General features: G+C 72.0%; 17 protein-coding genes. 13 read left to right on the plus strand and 4 right to left on the minus strand.

Annotation, left to right across the window (positions count from 1 at the left end):
* The first annotated feature begins 115 nt into the window (after positions 1-115).
* The 7 genes from ACIPTO_RS16935 (at position 116) to ACIPTO_RS16965 (ending at position 7,978) form a co-directional block, all read left to right on the plus strand.
* Positions 116-1,576: an aldehyde dehydrogenase gene (locus ACIPTO_RS16935; protein WP_401192657.1), complete on the plus strand. Its 1,461-nt coding sequence runs from the start codon at positions 116-118 to the stop codon at positions 1,574-1,576.
* Positions 1,569-2,522 carry a 3,4-dihydroxyphenylacetate 2,3-dioxygenase gene (locus ACIPTO_RS16940; RefSeq protein ID WP_401192659.1) on the plus strand — a complete coding sequence of 318 codons (954 nt, stop codon included), beginning with the start codon at positions 1,569-1,571 and terminating at the stop codon, positions 2,520-2,522. The genes ACIPTO_RS16935 and ACIPTO_RS16940 overlap by 8 nt, the downstream gene beginning before the upstream one ends.
* Positions 2,523-2,531: 9 nt before the next feature.
* Positions 2,532-3,377, plus strand: coding sequence for a fumarylacetoacetate hydrolase family protein (locus ACIPTO_RS16945; RefSeq protein ID WP_401192661.1), 846 nt, complete (start codon positions 2,532-2,534; stop codon positions 3,375-3,377).
* Positions 3,378-3,405: 28 nt separating this feature from the next.
* A complete protein-coding gene (locus ACIPTO_RS16950; RefSeq protein WP_366318035.1) occupies positions 3,406-4,005 on the plus strand; it encodes a TetR family transcriptional regulator in 600 nt (199 codons plus the stop codon).
* A 160-nt stretch (positions 4,006-4,165) separates the two neighbouring features.
* Positions 4,166-5,626 (plus strand): APC family permease, encoded by a 1,461-nt coding sequence (locus ACIPTO_RS16955; protein ID WP_401192663.1) that lies wholly within the window; start codon positions 4,166-4,168, stop codon positions 5,624-5,626.
* Between the two features lie 133 nt (positions 5,627-5,759).
* Entirely contained in the window at positions 5,760-7,250 is a 1,491-nt protein-coding gene (locus ACIPTO_RS16960; protein WP_401192666.1) for an aldehyde dehydrogenase, read from the plus strand.
* Positions 7,247-7,978 carry a gamma-glutamyl-gamma-aminobutyrate hydrolase family protein gene (locus ACIPTO_RS16965; protein WP_401192669.1) on the plus strand — a complete coding sequence of 244 codons (732 nt, stop codon included), beginning with the start codon at positions 7,247-7,249 and terminating at the stop codon, positions 7,976-7,978. The genes ACIPTO_RS16960 and ACIPTO_RS16965 overlap by 4 nt, the downstream gene beginning before the upstream one ends.
* Positions 7,979-7,981: 3 nt before the next feature.
* Here ACIPTO_RS16965 and ACIPTO_RS16970 read toward each other — a convergent pair whose 3' ends face one another.
* A complete protein-coding gene (locus ACIPTO_RS16970; RefSeq protein ID WP_366318027.1) occupies positions 7,982-8,554 on the minus strand; it encodes a MarR family transcriptional regulator in 573 nt (190 codons plus the stop codon).
* 222 nt (positions 8,555-8,776) lie between these two features.
* Between ACIPTO_RS16970 and ACIPTO_RS16975 the strand changes: the two genes are divergently transcribed.
* Positions 8,777-10,672 (plus strand): glycoside hydrolase family 5 protein, encoded by a 1,896-nt coding sequence (locus tag ACIPTO_RS16975; RefSeq protein ID WP_401192671.1) that lies wholly within the window; start codon positions 8,777-8,779, stop codon positions 10,670-10,672.
* Here the strand turns inward: ACIPTO_RS16975 and ACIPTO_RS16980 are convergent.
* The 3 genes from ACIPTO_RS16980 to ACIPTO_RS16990 all read right to left on the minus strand — a co-directional run bounded on the left by ACIPTO_RS16980 (position 10,666) and on the right by ACIPTO_RS16990 (position 14,573).
* Positions 10,666-11,982 (minus strand): cytochrome P450, encoded by a 1,317-nt coding sequence (locus ACIPTO_RS16980; RefSeq protein ID WP_401192673.1) that lies wholly within the window; start codon positions 11,980-11,982, stop codon positions 10,666-10,668. The genes ACIPTO_RS16975 and ACIPTO_RS16980 overlap by 7 nt on opposite strands.
* Before the next feature lie 300 nt (positions 11,983-12,282).
* Positions 12,283-13,173 (minus strand): TetR family transcriptional regulator C-terminal domain-containing protein, encoded by an 891-nt coding sequence (locus ACIPTO_RS16985; protein ID WP_401192676.1) that lies wholly within the window; start codon positions 13,171-13,173, stop codon positions 12,283-12,285.
* Between the two features lie 29 nt (positions 13,174-13,202).
* Positions 13,203-14,573: a flavin monoamine oxidase family protein gene (locus ACIPTO_RS16990; protein ID WP_401192679.1), complete on the minus strand. Its 1,371-nt coding sequence runs from the start codon at positions 14,571-14,573 to the stop codon at positions 13,203-13,205.
* Between the two features lie 181 nt (positions 14,574-14,754).
* Between ACIPTO_RS16990 and ACIPTO_RS16995 the strand changes: the two genes are divergently transcribed.
* The 5 genes from ACIPTO_RS16995 (at position 14,755) to ACIPTO_RS17015 (ending at position 22,581) form a co-directional block, all read left to right on the plus strand.
* Entirely contained in the window at positions 14,755-16,296 is a 1,542-nt protein-coding gene (locus ACIPTO_RS16995; RefSeq protein WP_401192681.1) for an APC family permease, read from the plus strand.
* A gap of 94 nt (positions 16,297-16,390) precedes the next feature.
* A complete protein-coding gene (locus ACIPTO_RS17000) occupies positions 16,391-18,514 on the plus strand; it encodes an acetate--CoA ligase family protein (RefSeq protein WP_401192684.1) in 2,124 nt (707 codons plus the stop codon).
* A complete protein-coding gene (locus ACIPTO_RS17005) occupies positions 18,498-19,652 on the plus strand; it encodes an acyl-CoA dehydrogenase family protein (protein ID WP_366318013.1) in 1,155 nt (384 codons plus the stop codon). The genes ACIPTO_RS17000 and ACIPTO_RS17005 overlap by 17 nt, the downstream gene beginning before the upstream one ends.
* A gap of 51 nt (positions 19,653-19,703) precedes the next feature.
* A complete protein-coding gene (locus ACIPTO_RS17010; RefSeq protein ID WP_366318011.1) occupies positions 19,704-20,705 on the plus strand; it encodes a nitronate monooxygenase family protein in 1,002 nt (333 codons plus the stop codon).
* A gap of 253 nt (positions 20,706-20,958) precedes the next feature.
* On the plus strand, positions 20,959-22,581 hold the full coding sequence (locus ACIPTO_RS17015; RefSeq protein ID WP_401192688.1) for a cellulose binding domain-containing protein: 1,623 nt from the start codon (positions 20,959-20,961) through the stop codon (positions 22,579-22,581).
* The last annotated feature ends 45 nt before the right edge of the window (positions 22,582-22,626 follow it).

Consider the following 22,626-nt stretch of genomic DNA (forward strand, 5'->3'; position numbering starts at 1 on the left):
GCGGGTCCGCCGCGGCTGGTCGCGCCCACGCGGCGGACCCGCACACCGATGCGGCCCGCACCCCCGGGCGGGGACCGTTCCCCTCTTTCGAATCCTTCGACATGGAGCCTGAACCATGACCGACAAGACGCTCGTCGCCGGAGTCTCCGTCGACACCCGTCACTTCATCGGCGGCGAACGCGTCGCCTCCGCCGACACGTTCGAGGACCTCTCCCCCATCGACGGCCGGGTCCTCGGCCGCATCGCCCGCGGCGGACCCGCCGAGGCCGAGGCCGCGGTCGCCGCCGCCCGCGAGGCGTTCCCCGCCTGGGCCGCCACCCCGCGCGCCGAGCGCGCCCGCCTCCTGCACGCCATCGCCGACGGCGTCGAGAAGCGCGTCGAGGAACTCTCGATCGTCGAGACCCACGACAACGGCGCACTGCTCCGCTCGCACCGCCGGGGCGTGATGCCCCGCGTCGCGCACAACTTCCGATTCTTCGCCGACTGGCTGCTCACGCTCGGCCACGAGGACTTCGAGACGCGCGGCCACACCAACCACGTGAGCTGGGACCCGGCCGGACCCTGCGTCCTGATCACCCCGTGGAACGCGCCGCTGATGCTGGCCACCTGGAAGGTCGCCCCGGCCCTCGCCGCCGGCGACACCGTCGTCCTCAAACCGGCCGAGTGGTCCCCGCTCACCGCCTCGCTGCTGGCCGACATCGCCGCCGAGGCCGGACTGCCGGACGGAGTGCTCAACGTCGTCCAGGGCTACGGCGCGGAGATCGGCGACGCCCTCACCTCGCACCCGGACGTGCGCCGGATCAGCTTCACCGGCTCGGTGCCCACGGCCGGCAGGATCGCCGCGTCGGCCGCCGCCAACCTCACCCCGCTCAGCCTCGAACTCGGCGGCAAGTCACCGCTGTTGGTGTTCGCCGACGCGGACCTCGACCTCGCCGTCGACCTCGCCGTCGAGCAGTACGACAACGCCGGCCAGGTGTGCCTGGCCGCCACCCGCCTGCTCGTCGAGGAGTCGGTCGCCGAGGAGTTCACACGGCGCTTCACCGAGAAGGCCTCGGCCCTGGTCCAGGGAGACCCGCGGGAGGAGGCCACCGACCTCGGGCCCACCATCCACCCGCGCCAGCTGGAGAAGATCGACGGGTTCGTCCGGCGGGCCGTCGCGGCCGGGGCGCGTGTCGTCGTCGGCGGACACCGCGCGGAGGGCCAGTACTACGCGCCGACCCTCCTCACCGACGTGGCCCAGGACGCGGAGATCGTCCAGGAGGAGGTCTTCGGACCGGTCCTGACCCTCCAGACCTTCAGCGACGAGGAGGAGGCGGTCAGGCTCGCCAACGACACCCGCTTCGGCCTCGCCGCCACCCTCGCCACCGGCGACCGCGAGCGCGCCGACCGGGTCACCGCGCGGCTGGTCGCGGGCACGGTCTGGGTCAACTGCTTCTTCGTGCGCGACCTCCAGGCACCGTTCGGCGGCTCCCGCCTCTCCGGCGTCGGCCGCGAGGGCGGCACCTGGAGCTTCGACTTCTACTGCGACCTGAAGAACACCGTCACCGCCCCGAACGGATGGAACAACCATGGGTGAGATCGTCGGGGCCGGACTGCTGGCCCATGTCCCCACCATCGTGCTGCCCGAGGCGGACCGCCTGGAACTGAACGAGGGCAAGGAGATCACCCTCGTCACCGGTCTCCACCAGCTCCGCGAGGACGTCTTCGACGGGGTTGCCGCCGACGACTACGACACCGTCGTCGTCCTCGACTCCCACTGGGCCACCACCGTCGAGTTCGTCGTCACCGCCCAGCCGCGCCGCGCCGGCCTCTTCACCTCCGAGGAACTGCCGCGCGGGATGTGCCGCATGCCGTACGACTATCCCGGCGACCCCGAACTCGCCCGGAACATCGCCGAGTTCGCCGACCGGCACGGCACCTGGATCACCCCGATCGAGGACGCCTTCCTCCCCGTGTACTACGCCACCATCAACCTCTGGAAGTTCCTCGGCGAGGGCCTCCCGGACAAGCGGTGGGTGACCATCGGCGTCTGCCAGACCGGGGACATGGAGGACCATCTGCGCCTGGGCCGCGCGCTCGCCGACGGCATCGCGGCCACCCCCGGCCGCCGGGTCCTGCTGATCGCCTCCGGCGCCCTCTCGCACACCTTCTGGCCGCTGCGCGAGATCCGCGACCACGAGGCCAGCGACCCCGCGCACATCCGTACGCCCGAGGCCCGCGAGGCCGACCGTGAGCGGATCGCCTGGTTCAAGGAGGGCCGGCACGACAAGGTCCTCGACACCATGGACGAGTTCTGGAAGCACAGGCCCGAGGCGAAGTTCTTCCACTACCTGATGATGGCCGGCGCCCTCGGCGAACAGGCCTGCACCGCCAGGGCCCGCCAGTACGGCGAGTACGAGAACTCCGTCGGCACCGGCCAGGTCCACCTCTGGTTCGACCGGCCCGCCGACGGCTGGACCGGCGCCGGCCTGCCCGTGCCCGCCGCACCGCCCGCGCCCCGCACCCCGCACAGCCGCGCCTAGGAGAGCGACATGCCCGAGTACCGCCGCATTCTGCTGGACGGCGCCACCGTGGAGGTCACCGTCGACGGCGACGCACTCGTCGCCGGTGACGGCCGCCGCGTCACGTCCGACGAGGCACTGCACCTGCCCCCGGTGGCCCCGTCGAAGGTGATCGCCGTCCACCTCAACCACCGCAGCCGCGTCGAGGAGTTCCGGATCGACCTCCCCGACACCCCGACCTACTTCCACAAGCCGACGTCCTCCCTCAACGCGCACAAGGGCGCGATCGTCCGCCCGGAGGGCTGCAAGTGGCTCAACTACGAGGGCGAGGTGGCCATCGTCATCGGGCGGACCGCGCGCAACATCTCCCCCGAGGAAGCAGGGGAGTTCATCGCGGGCTACACCGTCGCCAACGACTACGGCCTGCACGACTTCCGGGACACCGACGCGGGCTCCATGCTGCGCGTCAAGGGCTCCGACACCCTCTGCCCGCTGGGCCCGGGGCTGGTCACCGACTGGGACTTCCACGGCAAGCGGCTGCGGACGTACGTCAACGGCGAGGTGGTGCAGGACGGTTCGACCGACGAGATGAAGTGGGACATGCACTATCTCGTCGCCGACATCGCCCGCACCATCACCCTGTACCCGGGGGACGTGCTGCTGTCCGGCACGCCCGCCCACTCGCGTCCCGTCCGGCCCGGGGACGTCGTCGAGGTCGAGGTCGAGGGACTGGGCCGGCTCACCAACCACGTCGTGGACGGCCCCGTCCCGGTCCGCACCGATGTCGGCGCCCAGCCGACCGAGTCGGAAGAGGTGCTGTCCACGGCGCTCGGCGGCGACTGGGAATTCCGTGGCATCCGGCCGCCGCGCAGGTGAGCACCCCGTCGCCGGTAGGGTCAGCTGCATGACCGAGCCCGCCGGCCGCCGCCCCCGCAAGCGCGTCACCTACGGCGAGGGCCGCGAGGCCCTGCTGGACGCCGCGGTGCGCGTGGTGGCACGCGGCGGGCTGCGCGGGCTCACCTACCGTGCCGTCGCGGAGGAGGCGGGGGTCACGCACGGGCTCGTGGTGCACCACTTCGGCACCCGCGACGCGCTGATCGAGGCGGCGCTCGCCCACGCCATCCACGCGTCGCTCGGCAGCAGCGATCTCGAACCCGGCACCGGACGGCCCGAGGACTTCTCGCACGGGCTGACCGAGATGGTGGACTCGGGGCCGGACCTCCAGGCCTTCCAGTACGAACTGCTCCTGGAGGCCCGGCGCAGGCCGGAGCTGCTGTCCCACCTCCGCGCGCTGTACGACGAGTACTTCGCCGCCACCCGGCGCGAGCTGACCCAGATGCTGCCCGGGCCGGTCGACGAGGGGCTGTCCCGGATGGTCTTCGCCACCCTGGAGGGTCTGGTGCTGCACCAGCTCGTCTTCGGTGAGCGCGAGGTCATCGAGGGCGCCCTGGACGAGCTGCGCAACGTGCTGCGGCTGCTCGCGCGGGAGCGCGACGGGAGCTGACCTCCCGCCCTTCCTCCCCGGCCCGTTACGGCCTCGTAAGAAATCCGCGTCGGTCCCGGATTCTCCGCGCCACCCCCTTGCCAAACGGATAGTTCAGCCCCACGATGAGGCAACTCGTTTGGCCTGAAACGACCCTCCCCTTATCTGGCAGGTGATCCGAGTGGACAGTCAGGCGGTCGCATCCCAGCGGTCCGTGCGGGACGAACCCACGGCAGGCACGCTCAAACCCAACGCGCTCGGCGTGCTGGGCATCCTCTTTCTCGTTCTGTCCGCCCAGGCGCCGCTCACCGGCATCGCCGGAGCGGTCCCGATCACCGTCGGCATCGGCAACGGCCCCGGCACCGCCGGCGCGTACGTGCTGGTCGGCGTGGTGACCCTGCTCTTCTCGGTCGGCTTCGTCACCATGGGCCGGCACGTCGTCGACGCGGGCGCCTTCTACACCTACATCGGCACCGGGCTCGGCCGCACCACCGGGGCCGGCAGCGCGGGCGTGGCCCTCTTCGCGTACTGCTCCATCCAGGCCGCCATGTACGGGCTCTACGGCTCCATCGTCAGCGGACTGGTGGACGCCCACACGGGACTCGATCTGCCGTGGTGGGTGTGGACGCTGCTGACCATGGCCGTCGTCCAGGTCCTCGGCGCCACCGGCATCGACATGGGCGCCAAGCTGCTGGCCGTGTTCGTCCTGGCGGAGTTCAGCATCCTGCTGGCCTTCAGCCTCGTCACGCTCTTCAAGGGCGGCGGCCCCGAGGGCCTCGGCTTCACGAAGTCCTTCTCACCGAGCGCCGTGACGCAGGGCGCACCAGGCGTGGCCGTGATGTTCGCCGTCGCGTCCATGTTCGGCTTCGAGGCCACCGCGATCTACGGCGAGGAGGCGCGCGAGCCGAAGAAGACGGTCCCCCGGGCCACGTACCTGGCGGTCGTCGTGGTCGTCGGCTTCTTCGCGCTCACCTCCTGGATGCTGGTCTCCGCCTACGGCCCCTCCAAGGCCGCCGCCGCGGCGGGCAAGGCACTGGCGAGCGGCGACTCCACGGCGTTCGTCTTCGCGCCGATCGCCGCGCAGTTCGGCGGCTGGGTCAACGACGTGCTCCCGGTCCTGCTCGCCACCTCCCTCTTCGCCGGTCTGCTCACCTTCCACAACTCGGCCAACCGCTACCTCTTCTCCCTCGGCCGCGACGGTCTGCTGCCCCGGCGCCTGTGCACCCTCAACAGCCGCCACGCGCCCTGGACGGCCGGCTGTGTGCAGACGGTCGTCGCAGTCGCCCTGGTGGTGCCGTTCGCCATCGCGGGCAAGGACCCGGTGCTGACGCTCTTCTCCTGGTTCAGCGGGGTCGCCGTCCTCGCGATGATGCTCCTGTACCTGCTGACCTCGGTGTCCGTGGTGCTCTTCTTCCGCCGTGAACGCCTGGAGGTGCGGCTGTGGAACACGCTGGTCGCCCCGGTCCTGGCCACGATCGCGGTCGCCGGCGCCGTGTGGCTCATCCTCGCCAACTTCACCACCCTCATCGGCGGCGACAGCACCACGGCCCTCTGGCTGGCCCTGTCGGTCCCGGCGGTCATGGCGCTGAGCGTCGTGGCCGCCCGGCTGACCCGCCGCGGCACGGCGAGCGCCGACGGCTGAGTGCCCCTCCCCCGGTGCGCGTCCCCCGACACGGGCGCGCACCGGGGCGCGCACAGCGCGCAGCCGGGCCGCACCGCCCAACCCCCAACCCCCTTCACCCGAAGACGAAGACGAAGACGAAGTGGAGATCCCCATGCCGGCCGTCACCCATGACGAATGGCTCCGTCGCGCCAAGGCGTTCCACGTGGACGGCGCCCACCACATCGACGGTGCCGACGAGCCCGGAGCCGGTGGCACCTTCCGGGTCGTCTCGCCCCGCGACGGCCAGGTGGTCGCGGAGGTCGCCGACGGCGGCCCCGCCGAGGTGGACGCGGCCGTGGCCGCCGCCCGCCGCGCCTTCGACACCGGCCCGTGGCCACGCCTGGCCCCCGCGGAACGCGGCCGGGTCCTGCTCCGCCTCGCCGAACTCCTCGACGAGCAGCGGGAGTCGCTGGCCCTCACGGTCAGCCTGGAGATGGGCAAGCCGGTCACGGACGCCCATGACATCGAGCTGCGCGCGGCCATCAACACCTTCCGCTGGTACGGGCAGGTGGCCGACAAGCTGACGGACGAGTCCCCGCACACCGCACCGGACGCGCTGGCGCTCGTCACCCGTGAGCCCGCCGGTGTCGTCGGCGCCGTGGTCCCGTGGAACTTCCCTCTGACGCTGGCGAGTTGGAAGGTGGCCCCGGCCCTCGCGGCCGGCTGCACGGTCGTGCTGAAGCCGTCCGAGAACTCGCCGTTGTCGGCGCTCGTCCTGGGGCGGCTGGCCACCGAGGCCGGGCTGCCCGCGGGCGTGCTCAACGTGGTCGCCGGGGACGGTCCGGGCGCCGGTCGCGCGCTCGGACTCCATCCGGGCGTCGACGTGCTCGCCTTCACCGGCTCCACCGCCGTCGGCCGGCATTTCCTGCGCTACTCCGCCGACTCCAACCTGAAGCGCGTCTGGCTGGAGCTGGGCGGCAAGTCTCCCAACATCGTGCTCCCGGACGCCCCCGACCTGGACAAGGCCGCCGCGACGGCCGCATGGGGCATCTTCTTCAACCAGGGCGAGATGTGCACCGCCCCGTCCCGGCTGCTCGTGCACTCCTCCGTCGCCGAGCGGGTCACCGAGGCCGTCGTCGCACGGGCCCGGGAGCTGCGGGTGGGCGATCCGCTGGACCCGGCGACCGAGATGGGCGCGCTGGTCGGAGAAAGGCACCTGGACCGCGTACTCGGCCATGTGCGGCAGGGTGTCGACGAGGGCGCCCGGCTGCGCACGGGCGGCGGGCGCACCCGTGCCGACTCCGGCGGCAGCTTCCTCGAACCGACCGTCTTCGACCGGGTCGACCCCGGCACCCGGCTGTCACGCGAGGAGATCTTCGGGCCCGTCCTGTCCATCGTCTCCTTCAACACCCTTGAGGAGGCGGTGGAGTTGGCCAACGCCACCGAGTACGGCCTGGCCGCCGGGCTGTGGACCTCGGACCTGGGCACCGCGCACCGGGTCTCCCGCGCGCTGAGGGCGGGCACGGTCTGGGTGAACTGCTACGAGGAGGGCGATCTGACCGTGCCCTTCGGCGGGATGAAGCAGTCGGGCAACGGCCGCGACAAGTCCGCGCACGCCCTGGAGAAGTACACGGAGCTCAAGACGACCTGGATCCAGCTGTGACCGTCCCGGCGCGCCCGCTGATCGCGCTGCCCGCCCGTTTCTCCGCCAATGCCTCCGCGCTGCGGTACGCCGCCGAGGTCAACGCCCGCGCTCTCGTCGAGGCGGTGTGGCGGGCGGGTGGCGAACCGGCGTCCCTGCACCCGCACGCCCCCGGCGGCACCGCCGATCCGGCGGAGGTCGCCGCCCGCCTGGCCCGGTTCGACGGCGTACTGCTGCCGGGCGGCGGGGACCTCGCTCCGTATCGCTACGGAGCGGACGCGGCCCACGCGAGCGTGTACGACGTCGACGACCGGCAGGACGGCTTCGACCTCGAAGTCGCCCGGCAGGCACTGGAGTCGGGCCTGCCGCTGCTGGCGGTGTGCCGCGGCCTCCAGGTCGTCAACGTGGCCCTCGGCGGCACCCTGGAGCAGGACATGGGCGGACCGGAGCGCGAACACCGGCATGTCGTGCATCCGGTGGCGCTGGAGCCGGGATCGCTCCTCGCGCGGGCGACGGGCGCGGAGAAGGTGGACGCCTCCTGCTACCACCACCAGCGCGTCGACCGGCTGGGCGGCGGACTGCGGGTGGTGGCGCGGGCCTCCGACGGGACCGTGGAAGGGCTCGAACTCCCGGGCGCCCACGGCTGGTTCACGTCCGTGCAGTGGCATCCCGAGGACACCGCGCCCGAGAAGGCGGCGCAGCAGGGCCTGTTCGACGCGCTCGTCGGGGCGGCTCGGCGCGCACGCTGACGTTCAGGCCCTGGGCCGTCGCCCGCTGCGGCGGGGAGCCGGTTCCGCGCCGTCCAGCAGGGACTCCCGGCGGTCCTCGCCGTGGTCCTCCACCTGGAGCACGACGCGGCGCAGCATGTCGGCGAGGCCGCGGCACTCCTCGTCGCTGAGCTGGCCGGTGACGAAGGCCTCCTCCTCGTTGAACTCGGGGAACAGCCGCCGCATCAGCCGCTCGCCCTCGTCCGTGAGGCTGAGCAGGACCAGCCTGCCGTCGGTGGGATGACCGGCCCGCCTGAGCAGCCCGCGCGACTCCAGCGTGCGGACCACACCCGTCAGCGTGCCCTTGGAGATTCCCGCCTCCTCCGCGACGTGCCGGGTCTCGGACTCGTCCCACACCCAGACGACCCACAGGACGACGAAGGCTGTCCAGGTCAGATCGGAGCCCCGTAGCACGGAGTTCTCCAGGTGCTGGCGCACCGCCGCCGCGGCCCGGTGGATGTTGGCGACCGCCGCCATCTGATCCCGGCGTATCGGGAAACCGCCGAGCCTCTGCGCGGCGAGTTTCTCGGCTTCGGTAATCGATCGATGGCCGGGCACGGGCCCTCCCTCATTCTCACGGACACTGGCACTGATCGTTCGGGATCAAATTGTACGGAGCCCCGCCCGGGGACGGGCCGTCGCGGGCCGGCGGCGTGCGGAAGTCGCCGGCGGACGACCACGTCGACAGGTCCGCAGGCCGCGGGTAATCTCCCACAGGCCACCGCTCCCCCACGTTCCGGGAGCGTCGCCATCTGCCGGTATCAGCACGGAGGGCACTCCATGGCCAGACTTGTCCGGTACCTGACACTACTTGTCCTGGGTGCCTCTCTCCTGTTCCCGCCCACCGCAGCGGCCTCCACGTCTCCGACAGCCGCCGCCGCGCCCGCCACCAGCACCAGCACCTGGCAACCGCCCCTGTCCACGCGCGGGCGCTACATCGTCGACGCGAACGGCAACCGCTTCCGGCTCGAATCCGCCAACTGGGACGGCGCCCAGGGCTCATGGACGGGCAGCGGCAGCCAGGCCGACAGCGCCAACCACCACGCGGGACAGAACTCGTACGGCATCCCCCTGGGCCTGGACCGCGTGCCCCTGGCCCAACTGATGTCCGACTTCCACGCGGTGGGCATCAACAGCGTCCGGCTGCCGTTCTCCAACGCGATGATCCATGACACCACCGCCGTACCGGACGCCGCCGTGGCGGCCAACCCGCAGTTGCGCGGCCTGACTCCGCTCCAGGTGTTCGACGCCGTGGTCTCCGCGCTGACCTCGGCCGACTTCGCCGTCATCCTCAACAACCACACCAACACATCCCGTTGGTGCTGCGGGGTCGACGGCAACGAGCGGTGGAACAGCAGCCAGTCGACCCAACAGTGGGCGGACGACTGGGTGTTCATGGCGCGCCGCTACGCCTCCGACCCCCGGGTGGTGGGCGCCGACCTCTACAACGAGGTGCGCCGTGACGTCTGGGACGACCCGAACTGGGGCAGCGGCGACGCGCACGACTGGTTCGCCGCCGCCCAACTCGCCGCCGACCGCATCCTCACCGAGGCCGATCCGAACCTGCTGATCGTCATCGAGGGCATCAACTGGACCGGCCTGCCCATCGACGGATTCGCCCACGGCCGCCCCGTGCTCACCCCCGCGCGCACCCTGTCGCACACCCTGGTGGCCACCCACAAACTCGTCTACTCGGCCCACTTCTACGGCTACACCGGCCCCCACCACAGCGGTGCCACCGGCATCGGCGAGACCAGCGACCCCCGTTACCAGGACCTCAGTCGCGACGATCTGTTCCAAGCCCTCTACGACGAGGCGTTCTTCGTCTCCCAGGACGACGGCAAGCACTACACCGCGCCCGTCTGGATCAGCGAGTTCGGCATCGGAGCGGGCGAGACCGGCGCCGCGGCCCGCGCATGGTTCGGCAATGTCACCGACTACTTCGCCGACCACGACGCCGACTTCGCCTACTGGCCGCTGGTCGGCTGGCAGGGCCACGACGACTGGGCCCTGCTGCGCTACGACACGGACGGCACCCGGCACGGCCTGCTGGACGACGCGGACTGGCGCGGGGCCGGGTGGCAGCGGCTGATGTCGGCCGCCTCGCTCACCGGTCCGGTCGCCAAGGTCCCCGCCTGGCAGATGCTCGACACCGACCACGGCGACTACGTCGAGTCCGTGCGGGTGCGCGCGACCGGCGACTGGGACTCGGGGGCCAGCAAGGCCGCCTGCCCGGACGGTCTGCGGCTGATCGGTCTCGGGCACACCTCGGGCCGGGGTCTGTGCACGGACGTCACCGCCGGAGACCTGCGCGCCGCGGACGGCGCCCAGTCGGTCGTCACCGACGAACGCAACGTCCCACAGGGCGGCGACTGGGCCTCCGGATACACCAAACTCCAGTGCGCCCAGGGCCAGTTCCTCATCGGCTACAGCCACCGGGGGGTGCGGACATCGGCCGCCCTCTGCGTGCCCGCCGGAGTCGCGCTGGCGGGCACGGGACGCACGGTGTGGTTCGACCGGTCCGACAACCGGCCCGCCGGCGGCGGTGACTTCGCCAGCGGCGACTACAAGGGCCAGTGCGCGGACGACGAGTACGCCGCGGGCATCGCCTACACCGCCCGCCTCGGCAGCTCTCCGGGTCCCGCCGCCCTGCTCTGCCGCCAACTGGCTCACTGAAGGGGGATGTCGATCCGGTCGTCATGTCGACTCGCGCGCTCGACCGGCAGGAAGCGGGCCCTGAGGTGTGCCGGGGCCAGTCGGTCGACGAACTCCAGTGTCACCGAGGCCGCGTTCGGTGACTCGACGGTGAAGCCGCGGGCCAACCAGGAGGTGATCAGGGTCAGTTGGCGCAGCGTCAGCGCGGCACCCAGGCACACGCGCGGTCCGGCGCCGAACGGGAGGTAGGCCCGTCCCGGCGCCGCCTGCCCCGTCAGCCATCGGGTGGGGTCGAACTCGTCCGGCCGGGGCCACCAGCGGGGGTCACGGTGGATCAGGTAGGGATTGAGCAGCACGTCGTCGCCGGGGCTGAGCGACCACGCGCCCAGGGTGGTCGCCGCGGCGGCGGTCCGGGTCATCAGCCACGCGGGCGGATACAGCCGCAGGGTCTCCCGGACCACGGCCTCGGCCAGCGGGGTGGCGCCGTCCCGCGCTCCGTCCGCCTCGTCACGGAGGTCCCGCACGAGCCGGGGGCGGCGGGCGAGTTCCCACACAATGGAGGTGAGGGCGGCGGCGGGGACCCCGTGGCCGCCCATGAGGACGCTGTGCAGCGTCGACACCATGGTGTCCACGGACGGGGCCGGCTCCCCGGCGAGGAGAAATCCGAGGAGGTCGTCGCGTGACCGTCCGGACGGCGACGCACTCCGCTCGCGGACCAGGGCGGTCAGTGTCGCGGTCAGGCGCCGATAGGTGCGGAAGTAGCGGCGATGGCGGGGAAGCGGCAGCCACGCGGGGAACTCCCGGGACACCTCCGCGAAGGGCTGGGTGGCGCGGACGGTCTCCTGGAGCAGCTCGGGGACTCCGGCGTGATCCGCGCCGAAGCAGTACTCGGCGATCGTCCGGGCAGTGAGCGTCCGCATGGTGGCGAGGACGTCGACTTCTTGCCCGGCCCCGTCGGCGAGGACCGCGTCGAGGATCGTGAGGGTCGGCTCGTCGGTGGTGGCCGCCGCCGTCCGGTTGAGGCCGGGCCACGCGGAGCGCCGCTCGGGCATCCAGGAGGCGGCGTGCTGGGCGGCCCGGCCGGTGTCCCGCTCCATGTCGAACGGCGCCAGCTCGGTGACGAACGTGTCGCCGGTGCGCAGGAGCGCCTCGTGGGCGAGGTCGGGGTCGATGACGAAGAGGGTGTGGGCGTCGTAGGAGAAGACGTCGCCGTACTCGCGGTGGGAGCGGCGCAGGAATCCGATCCGGTCGGCCTCGTACGCGCGGGTGTTGCCCGTCAGACGGTGTCCGCGCGGGCCCGGCGGCCGGCTGCGCTCCTCGCTCTGCGCCATGCGCCCTCCCCCGGTGAATCGCAGGACCCCTTGTCGGGGATCCTGCGATCGGCGTTCGCGCTGAACAGGTCGGGCTAGCGGGCGTGGTAGGGCCAGTAGATGTAGCGTCCGCTGACCCGCTTGCGGCCCACCAGGTGGGCCATCAGGCGCCGTGTCCGTTTCATGAACACCTCACTGCCGTCAGGGCGAATATTTTTTCGATCGTGCCACGGTCTCGTGCGTCCGGCAATATCGCGTCCGGCGCTTTCCAGATGTGGTGACATGAGGTCAGATGTGGTTGAGCAAAAGGGAGTTGGTGACTTAGGCGGCGGGTGGCGAGGGCCGGTCGGTCAGGTCGAGGTGCGGCTCGAAGGCGTGCAGCAGCAGCGAGCGCATACGGTCCGGCCGCATGTGGGTCGAGCCGGCGAGGATCTGGATCGCCAGGCCGTCGACCATGGCGGTGAACCGGTCGGCGAGCGCTTCGACGTCCGCCTCCGGTGCCAGGCCCTCGGAGCGGCACTCGTGCAGCACGTCCACCACGACCCGGTACCAGCCCGCGTAGATCCGCCGCTGCGCCGACCGCAGGCCGGGTTCGAGCATCGCCTGGTTCCAGAACTGGATCCACACCGACCATTCGTCGATGTCCGCCGCGTCGAGCGGGAGTTGCACCTCGATCAGACGGCGCACCTTGTCACGCGCGGACGTCGCCCGGCCGAACTCCTCCTCCAGCCGGGTGCGGAACCGCTGCGCGTAGTACTCCAGCGCCGCGTGCAGCGTGGCTTCCTTGCTGGGGAAGTGGTAGTGCACGGTCGCCGTGCTGGTCCCGCAGTAGCGGGCGATGTCCGAGACCCGCACGTTGTGGTAGCCGCGGCGGGCGATGAGGACGGTCGCGGCCTCCAGGATCTGTTCCCGGCGTTCCTGCCCGGTCACCGGCTGTGCCCGGTCCCGTCCGGTCTCGGGCGGGAGCACGGGTGCCGGGCCGGCGCCCTCGACGAGGTACGCCGTGGACACCCCGCAGGCCTTCGCAATGGCGGCGACCTCCTCGTCGCGCAGCCGCCGGTTTCCGCGGAGCGCCTTGGACAGGGCGGTGGGGTCCATTCCGATCCGGTGGGCGAGTTCGCGCTGTGAGACGGCGGCGGCACGGATGGCCGTCCGGACGCGTTCCGGCAGAGTGTCGGCGGTCCCGGCCGGCCGCTCTTCGATGCTGGTCATAACGCGGTCAGTATGTCAGCCAAGGCGGTTCACCCCGGGTGGACGACGGCCGCCAGGGCGTCGATCACCTCGGCCGCGGCGCGCTCGCCCGACGAGATGGCCCCGTCGATGTAGCCGTTCCACACCGTGGCGGTCTCGGTCCCCGCCCAGTGGACGAGCCCGGACGGCTCACGCCAGCCGTGCCTGCCGTGCCGGGTCCAGCCGCCCGGGGTCAGGAAGCTCGCGTAGCCGCCGACGGTCCAGCCGGTGCGCGGCCAGATCTTCTCGACGTAGTCGACGGGCTGTCCGGCCCGGGGGCCGACGACCGCGGACAGGGCGGTCAGCACGTCACGTCGACGCTCGGTGTCGGTGCCTGCGGACCAGCGGTCGAGCCGGTCGCCGTAGACGAACGCGACGAGGACGCCGTGCGAGGCGTCCTCCGGTGAGTTGTCGAAGACGACGCCGGTCGGGCTGTCGCCGTAGAGCGTCGCGATGCCGGAGCGTCCCGCCGTGCGCCAGAAGGGTTCCTCGTAGACGGCGTGCACCTTGGCGACGCGTCCCATCGGGGAGTGGCGCACCCAGCCGCGCCGCGCGACGGGCAGGGCCGGGTCGAACGCGATGCGTTCGGTCACCGCCGGGGGTACGGCGACCACGGCCCGCCGCGCGCGGACGGTCGTACGGCCGGTGCGGGCCTCCACTCCGTGGGCGGTCTGCCGCAGGGAGCGCACCGGCTCGCCGAGCCGGACCCGGTCGCCCAGCGATGTCGCGAGCGCGTGGGCGACCGCGTCGGCCCCGTCGGCGAACCGGGCGTCCTGGGCGCAATCGCGGGTCTCCATCAGCTGCTCGTAGCCGCCGCCCGAGGCCAGGTAGAACAGCACGTGGAAGAAGGAGATCTCGTGCGGTTCGGCGCACCAGACGCCCTGGACGGCGAGCGCCAGCCGGTCGAGGGCGTCCTCGTCGTCGGTCTGCGCGCGGAAGAAGTCCTCGGCCGACAGGGCGTCGAACTCCGTGAACCGCGGGGTGGCCCACGGCAGTTCGAGGTCGACGGTACGGGCGAGGTCGTCCAGCAGGGCAGTGACCCGTTCGTACTCCTCGATGCCCGGTCCGGTGTCCGGTGCGCCGCCCGCGTAGTCGACGCGCGTGCCGTCCGCCCGGATCTCGGCGTGCCGGCCGGTCTCCCAGGTGGGGAAGGTCCGGCAGCCGAACCGGGCCGCCAGCGCCCGGAAGCGTCGCTGGCTCGGTCCGATCCACTGTCCGCCGTGGTCGACGCGCACCCCGGACGGGGTCACCTGGCTGAGCACCCGGCCGCCCACGCGGTCGGCCGCTTCCAGCACGATCACGTCGACGCCGGCCTCGGCCAGCCGCCACGCGGTGGTCAGTCCCGCGTATCCGGCGCCCACGACCACGACGTCGGCGTCCACGGCAGAAGTGTCAGATGTCGTCACACCGTCACCGTGTCGCAATGTTGACTCATCAGTCAAGATGCTCCACGAAATTGCGATCGAAGTCTTGACAGCACCTCCGGCCGGAGCCAGGCTGACTCGCCAATCAGTCATTGCGTTTTCTTGTCGGTACCCGTAGACCAATAGATCGGGAGTGGCAATGACCTCTGATTCGCAACTCCACATACGCGAGGTCCAGACGGACAAGGGACTGCGCTCCGGCGCGCTCTCCATGGCCACCAGCCTGATCCTCGCCGTGGCGTCCGCGGCGCCCGCCTACAGCCTCACCGCGACCCTGGCCTTCGTCGTCGGCTACGTCGGCTTCCAGGCCCCGGCCGTGGTGGTGCTGGCCTTCGTCCCGATCCTGTTCGTCTCCTTCGGCTACGCCGCGCTCAACCGGCGCGATCCGGACTGCGGCACGATCTTCACCTGGGCCACCCGCGCCCTGAACCCGAACCTCGGCTTCCTCGGCGGCTGGGCGATCATCGCCTCGTTCGTCCTCGTGATCGGCAGCCTCGCCCAGGTCGCGGGACAGTACGTGTTCCTCCTGGTGGGCGCCGAAGGCATCGGCTCGGCACCGGCGGACTGGCGGGTCCTGCTGGCCGGCCTCGGCTGGCTCGCGCTGATGACCCTGATCTGCTACCGCGGCATCGAGATCGCCGCAGCGGTCCAACGAGCCTTGCTGTTCCTGGAGTTCAGCATGCTCGTGGTCCTCTCCGCAGTCGCCCTCGTCAGGGCCTACGGCGGCTCCGCGCCGGCCGGGTCCCGGCGGCCGAGCCTGTCCTGGCTCAACCCGTTCGAGGGCGCGTCCCTGAGCGCGTTCGTCAGCGCGCTGGTGCTGATGCTGTTCATCTACTGGGGATGGGAGACCGCACTCACCGTCAACGAGGAGACCACCGACCGGCACCGCGTCCCCGGCCGGGCCGCGACCTGGTCCACGGTGCTGCTGGTGGCGCTCTACCTCCTCGCCACGGTTGCCGCGCTCTCCTTCGCCGGCATCGGCGCCACCGGGATCGGTCTGAACAACCCTGCCAACTCCGGGGACGTCCTGTACGGCTTCGGCACCGCGGTGTTCGGTTCGAGCGGCTTCGGCTCGGTGCTGTGGCACCTGCTGATCCTGATGGTCCTCACCTCGGCCGCCGCCTCGACAGAGACGACCGTGCTGACCCTGAGCCGCACGATGCTGTCCATGGGCGACCAGGGCGCGCTCCCCCGCGCACTGGCCCGGGTGCACCCGCGCTTCCGCATCCCGCACGTGGGCACGATCGCGGTCGGCGTCGTCGGCGCGGTGGTGTACGTCGCGCTGAACTTCCTCGGTCACGGTCTCGTCCTCGGCGACGCGGTGTCCGCGTGCGGGCTGCTGATCGCGTTCTACTACGGGCTCACCGGACTCACCTCCGCCTGGGTGCACCGCGCCGAGCCGCGCGCCAGGACGGCGGACCTCTGGCTGACCGTGGTCCTGCCCGCGATCGGCGGGGTCGTCCTGCTCGGCGCGGGCGCCTGGAGCCTGGTGCAGGCGTGGGACCCCGTCAACAGCGGTACGAGCTGGACCGTCCCGTTCTCCTCGGGGTCCCGCGTCGGCGGCACGTTCGTGATCGGCACCGGGACGGTCGTGCTGGGACTGCTCGCCCTTCTGGTCTGCCGGCGCCTGTATCCCGCGTTCTTCGCACGCCGCCCGGCCGTCGCGGCCCGCGTCTCCTGAGTCCGGGTCAGGGCCCGGGCCCGGGTCCGCTGCCCGAACTTCCTCCGTCCGTCCGGGACTTACCCACCCGCGCCCCGCATCCGGGAGACCGCCCGTGTCCTTTCCCCAGGCCTTCGTCGACCCCTCGTCCGTCGCCGTCGTCGGCGCCACCGATGACCGCGCCAAATGGGGCCACTGGCTCGCCACCGGCGCCCTCGCGGGGGCCGACCGGCGACAGGTGTGGCTGGTCAACCGCCGTGCCGCACAGGTCCTCGGCCAGTCCTGCCGTCCGACGGTGGGCGACCTGCCCCGGGCCCCCGACCTCGTCGCCCTGTGCGTGCCGCCCCCACACGTCCTGCCCGTCGTCCGGGACGCGCTCGCCAAGGGGTGCCGCGCCTTCCTCGCCATCACGGCGGGGCTCGGCGCCGACGAGGCCGAACTCGCCGCGCTGCTGCGCGCGTCGGGCGCGCGGATGATCGGACCGAACAGCCTCGGACTGTTCAACGCAGCCGCCCGACTCCGGCTCGCCTGGGGCACCTTCACACCCGGCAGGCTGGCGATCGTCTCGCAGAGCGGTCAGGTCGGCTCCGAGATCGCCGGCCTCGGCGCACGGGCCGGGCTGGGTGTGTCGCGCTTCTACTCGGTCGGCAACCAGCTCGACGTGGGCGCCGTCGACGTACTCGAATCGCTCGTCTCCGACGAACACACCGGCACCGTGGCGCTCTATCTGGAGAGCTTCGCCGACGGAGCGCGGATCGTCACCGCCCTCGCCGCCCTCCGCCGTGCGGGCAAACACGCGCTGCTGCTCACCACCGGCGCCAGCGAGGGCAGCCGTCTGCTCGCGCGGTCCCACACGGGTTCGATGACCTCGCCGCTCGACGTCGTCGACGCCGCGTGCCGTGCCGCCGGAGCGCTCCGGGTCGCGACACCGCGCGAACTCGTCGACGCCGCACGGGTGTTGGACGTCACCGCACCTCCGCGCGGGCACCGGGTCGCCGTCGTCAGCGACAGCGGCGGGCAGGGCGGGATCGCCGCCGACCTCGCCGCCGACCGGGGTCTGCGGGCGCCGGTCTTCAGCGAACCGCTCCGGGCGCGCCTGCGCGATCTGCTGCCCGCCGCCGCGTCGGTGGCCAATCCGGTGGACCTCGCGGGCGCGGGAGAGGCGGACCTGCGGGTGTACGCGCAGGTCACGGAAGTGGTGGCCGCCTCCGGCGAGGTCGACTCCATCGTCCTGTCGGGATATCTGGGCTGCTACGGCGAGGACTCGCCGAGCCTCGTGGACGCCGAGTCCGCCGTCATCGACCGCCTCGGCCGACGCCAGGGGGCGGAGACGGCGCACGTACCGCTGATCGTGCACAGCATGAGCGCCGCCTCGCCCGCGGTCACCCGGCTGCGGGAGCATCGCGTCCCGGTCTTCGACACCGTCGACGCGGCCCTGGGCGCGCTCGGCCGGGTGACCCGGCTGGGCGCGGGGCCCCGCCCCGCTCCGGCGGCCGAGCGGATCGGGGCGGCGGTTCCGGCGCCCGGCTACTGGGCGGCCCGTACCTTCCTCACGGAGTTGGGCATCGCGATGCCCCGGGCGAGGCGCGTCACCGACGCGGCCGGGTTCGCGGCGGCCTGCGCAGCGCTACGCCCACCGCTGGTGCTCAAGGCCGGCTGGATCGAGCACAAGAGCGAGCACCGGGCCGTCCGCACCGGCCTGGACCCGGCCACCGCCGACGCGGTGTTCCGCGAGATGTACGAGCGGCTCGGACCGGGCGAGTACGTCGTCGAGGAGCAGGACACCCGGCCGGGCGTCGTCGAGCTGCTGATCGGGGCCCGCCGGGACCGCGGCTTCGGGCCGACCGTGACCGTGGGGCACGGCGGAGTCCTCGCCGAACTCTGGCAGGACGTGGCCGTGGAACTGGCACCGGTCGACCGGCGGACGGCGGCCGGGATGCTGGACCGTCTGCGCTCGCGCCGACTGCTGGACGGCTGGCGCGGACAGCCCCCGGTCGACCTCGACGCGCTGATCGACGCCGTGGTCACCGTGTCCGAGACGATCGCGGCGAGCCCCGGCCTGGCGGACATCGAGATCAACCCGATCCGGGTCGGGCCCGAGGGAGCGCTGGCCGTGGACGCACTCGTCGTCCCGCGTGCCGAGGACGTCGTGGCGCGAGCCGCGAGTGACCCGTCCGGGGCGCACCGCCCCCGGACAACCACCGAGGAGCAGGAGACATCACGTGAGCACGTCCACTGAGCCCTGGCCGCTGACCGACGAGCAGCGGGCGATCGTCGGCCTGTGCCGGGAGTTCGCCGCCCACGAGATCCGGCCGCGCGGACGCGAGGTCGACGAGCGGGACATCGAGTCGCCGCTGGACGTCTTCCGGGCCGCGGCCCGGGTCGGCATCACCGACTTCATGCTGCCCGAGGAGTACGGCGGGGGCGGATTCACCGATGTCGTGACCCAGTGCCTGGTCCAGGAGCAGATGTGCTGGGGCGACCCGGGCATCGGCAACTTCGTCTGCTCCAACGGGTTCTTCGCCGACCCGCTGCTCGCGCTCGGCACCGAGGAGCAGAAGGCCGAGTGGCTGCGTCCCCTGGCCGGCCCGAACCCCCTCTACACCGCGCTGGCGACGACGGAACCGGAAGCGGGTTCCGACGCCGCGTCCATCGCCACCACCGCCGTGCGGGTCGACGGCGGGTACGCCGTCAGCGGGCAGAAGGCGTGGATCTCCAACGCGGGCCTGGCCGACCAGTACGTGGTCTTCGCCAGGACCGGCACCGCCCGGGGTTCCTCCGGGGTCTCCGCCTTTCTGCTGCGCAAGGGGGCCGAGGGGATGACGTTCGGCGAGCCCATGCGGAAGATGGGCCAGCGCGCCATCGTCTGCCGCGAGATCTTCTTCGACGAGGTCTTCGTGCCCGCGTCCGACCGTCTCGGGGACGAGGGGCAGGGCTTCCGCGGTCTGATGAGGACCTTCGACATCTCGCGGATCGTGCTGGCCGCCGCGGCGACCGGAGCGGCCCGCGCCGCCTACGAGTACGCGCTCGGCTACGCCCGTGAGCGCAAGCAGTTCGGCAGGCCGATCATCGAGCACCAGGCGGTCGCGTTCCGGCTGGCCGACATGGCGACCCGGATCGAGTCCGCGTGGCTGCTCACCCTGCACGCGGCCCGCCGGATGGACGCCGGAGCGGACGCGACGAAGCTCGCGGCGATGGCGAAGCTCCAGGCATCGGAGACCGCGATGGCGGTCACCTGGGGCGCCGTCCAGACCCTCGGCGGATGGGGCTACTCGCGCGAGTTCCCGGTCGAGCAGTGGATGCGCGACGCCAAGCTGGAGGAGATCGAGGAGGGCACCTCGGACATCATGCGGCTGATCATCTCGCGGCGCCTCTGACGGCCCCGCCCCCCATGACGTCCCAGACCGTGGCCCGGCAACAGGAGTGACATGACCTTTCGGAACGAGTTCACGGAGATGTTCGGGGTCGACCATCCCATCGTGTGCGGCGGAATGCTCGCGGTGGGCACCGCCGAGCTGATCTCGGCCGTCGCGAACGCCGGCGCGCTCGGGTTCCTCAGCGCGCTGACCCAGCCCACCCCGGAGGCGCTCGCACGGGAGATCGCGCGCTGCCGCGAACTGACCGACAGGCCCTTCGGCGTCAACCTCACCATCCTGCCGACCATCGAGCCGGTGCCGTACGACGACTACCGGGCCGTCATCATCGACTCGGGCGTGCGGGTCGTGGAGACCGCGGGCAGCAACCCGGCACCGCATCTGCCGGCGTTCCGGCGGGCCGGGGTCAAGGTCGTGCACAAGGCCGTCGCCGTCCGGCACGCGCTCAAGGCGGAGGCCCTGGGTGTCGACGCCGTCAGCATCGACGGGTTCGAGTGTGCCGGGCACCCCGGTCAGGACGACGTCCCCGGCCTCGTCCTGATCCCGGCCGCCGCCCGCAGGCTGCGTGTCCCGATCATCGCGTCCGGCGGTTTCGCCACCGGCGCCGGGCTCGTCGCGGCCCTGGCGCTCGGGGCGTGCGCGATCAACATGGGGACCCGGTTCGAGGCGACCGAGGAGGCGCCGATCCACCCGAACGTGAAGGCCCGGATCGTCGCGAACGACGAGCGCGGCACCCAGATCGTCTTCCGGGAGTTCGGCAACACCGCCCGGGTGGCGCGCAACGCGGTGTCGCAGGACATCGCCCGCATCGGCGCGCGCCCCGGCGCCGCCTTCTCGGACGTCGCCGAACTGGCCTCGGGGAAACGCGGCAGGCAGCGGGTGCTGAGTGAGGGCGACGTCGAGGGCGGCATGTGGTGGGCCGGTCAGGCGCAGGGTCTGATCGACAGCGTGGAGAGCTGCGAGACGGTGGTCAGCACGATCGTGGCGGACGCCGAGGACATCGTCCGCGACCGTCTCCGGCGGCAACTCGCGCCCACGGAACCGAAATTGGTCTAGACGAATCTCCTCCAGATCCCTTGACGCCGGGCGACGCGGCCAGCCACGCTTCGCTACGCAGGCAGATGTAAGGAAAGTTTCCGATTAACTTCTCGACCCGCCGTTCGACGGTTTCCCCCCGCCACATCCCGCCCTGATCACGCACGGCACCTCCCACCCGCGCCTCCCCACCGTGCGACGGGCGTGCAGGGCACCGCAATCCGCGTACCGGCGCGACGCCGTGCGCGGCCTCGCCCCACGGAGGAGCATCCGCATGAGACGTGCGTCGCTGCGTGCCGCCCTGACCGCCGCCCTGCTGGCCGGCGGCACGGCCACGACCGCCGCCCCGGCCGCCCACGCGGCCGACAACACCGGCCTGATCGCGTCCTTCGGCATCACCTCCACCTGGGGTGCCGGCTTCGAGGGCGGCTACACGGTCACCAACAGGTCCACCCACACGGTCACTTCATGGACCATCACCTTCACCCTGCCCGCCACCGAGGCCGTCACCAGCTCGTGGAACGGCACGGTCACCCACAGCGGGACCCGGTACACGATCACCTCCCCCACCTGGGAGGCACCGCTCGCCCCCGGCGACTCCGCACCCGTCGTCGGCATGGACTTCAGCTACAGCGGCTCGGTCGTCCAGCCGAGCGCCTGCCTGATCAACAACGGCCCGTGCGCCGGAGTCCCCGCCGACACCGTCGCACCCTCGACCCCCTCGGGGCTCGCCGTCCGTGACACCGGCCCCGGCAGTGTCACGCTGGGCTGGAACGCCTCGACCGACAACGTCGGCGTGGTCGGCTACCGGGTCTACGAGGGCAGCAACGTCCTCGCCACCACCTCCGGCACCGGCACCACGTTCAAGGTGACCGGCCTGCTCCCCGGCAGCAGCCACAGCTTCACGGTGACCGCGCTGGACGACTCCGCCAACGAGTCCGCGCACTCCGCGACGCTCACCGGGACCGCGGGCAGCGGTGCGACTCCCGGCGTCGCGGCCCCCTTCGTCGACCTCGGCGCCTACCCGACGCCGAACCTCACACAGATCGCCACCGACACCGGGCTGCGGCAGTTCTCGCTCGGCTTCATCACGGCCGGGTCGACCGGCTGCAACGCCAGCTGGTTCAACTCCTTCGACCCGGGCACGGCCTGGGACCGGGCGGACTTCGACGCGCTGCGCGCGATGGGCGGCGACGTGCGGCCGTCCTTCGGCGGCGAGGCGGGCACCGAACTCGCCCTCGCCTGCACCAGCACCACCGCGCTCCAGGCGCAGTACCAGAAGGTCGTGGACGCCTACGCGCTCGACCGCGTGGACTTCGACATCGAAGGCGCCGCGACGGTCGACCACGCCTCGATCGACCGGCGCTCGACGGCCGTCGCCGCCGTCCAGGCCGCGCAGCGCGCCAAGGGCCGCGACCTCAAGGTCACGCTCACCCTCCCGGTCCTGCCCAGCGGCCTGACCGCGGACGGCCTCTACATCCTCAACTCCGCCAAGTCGCACAACCTGAACGTCGACACCGTCAACCTGATGGCCATGGACTACGGCGACAGCGCCGCTCCCAGCCCGTCCGGGAAAATGGGTACGTACGCCATCCAGGCCGCGACCTCGACCCGCGCCCAGATAGCCTCGGTCTGGCCGAACCTCACCACCGCCCAGACCTGGGCCATGGTCGGCCTCACCCCGATGCTCGGCCAGAACGACACCGCCAGCGAGGTGTTCACCGTCGCCGACGCACAGCAGGTGCTCGCCTTCGCCCGCCAGAACCACCTGGGCGAGCTGGGCTTCTGGGACGTCACCCGCGACGGCAACGCCTGCACCGGCGGCCTGAGCGAGTGCACGAACATCCCACAGACCCCGTACCAGTTCTCCGAACTGTTCGCGGCCTACGCGGGCTGAACCCCGGCAGGACGGGTTACGGCGAACGGGTGCATTTCCTGACGC

The organism is Streptomyces sp. NPDC090083 (genome assembly GCF_044747445.1).
GTDB lineage: Bacteria > Actinomycetota > Actinomycetes > Streptomycetales > Streptomycetaceae > Streptomyces.

Bases quoted from the DNA above. Each gene is read 5' to 3' on its own strand.
- ACIPTO_RS16935 (WP_401192657.1), top strand. From the start codon at position 116: ATGACCGACAAGACGCTCGTCGCCGGAGTCTCCGTCGACACCCGTCAC.
- ACIPTO_RS16940 (WP_401192659.1), top strand. From the start codon at position 1,569: ATGGGTGAGATCGTCGGGGCCGGACTGCTGGCCCATGTCCCCACCATC.
- ACIPTO_RS16945 (WP_401192661.1), top strand. From the start codon at position 2,532: ATGCCCGAGTACCGCCGCATTCTGCTGGACGGCGCCACCGTGGAGGTC.
- ACIPTO_RS16950 (WP_366318035.1), top strand. From the start codon at position 3,406: ATGACCGAGCCCGCCGGCCGCCGCCCCCGCAAGCGCGTCACCTACGGC.
- ACIPTO_RS16960 (WP_401192666.1), top strand. From the start codon at position 5,760: ATGCCGGCCGTCACCCATGACGAATGGCTCCGTCGCGCCAAGGCGTTC.
- ACIPTO_RS16975 (WP_401192671.1), top strand. From the start codon at position 8,777: ATGGCCAGACTTGTCCGGTACCTGACACTACTTGTCCTGGGTGCCTCT.
- ACIPTO_RS16980 (WP_401192673.1), bottom strand. From the start codon at position 11,982: ATGGCGCAGAGCGAGGAGCGCAGCCGGCCGCCGGGCCCGCGCGGACAC.
- ACIPTO_RS16985 (WP_401192676.1), bottom strand. From the start codon at position 13,173: ATGACCAGCATCGAAGAGCGGCCGGCCGGGACCGCCGACACTCTGCCG.
- ACIPTO_RS16995 (WP_401192681.1), top strand. From the start codon at position 14,755: ATGACCTCTGATTCGCAACTCCACATACGCGAGGTCCAGACGGACAAG.
- ACIPTO_RS17010 (WP_366318011.1), top strand. From the start codon at position 19,704: ATGACCTTTCGGAACGAGTTCACGGAGATGTTCGGGGTCGACCATCCC.
- ACIPTO_RS17015 (WP_401192688.1), top strand. From the start codon at position 20,959: ATGAGACGTGCGTCGCTGCGTGCCGCCCTGACCGCCGCCCTGCTGGCC.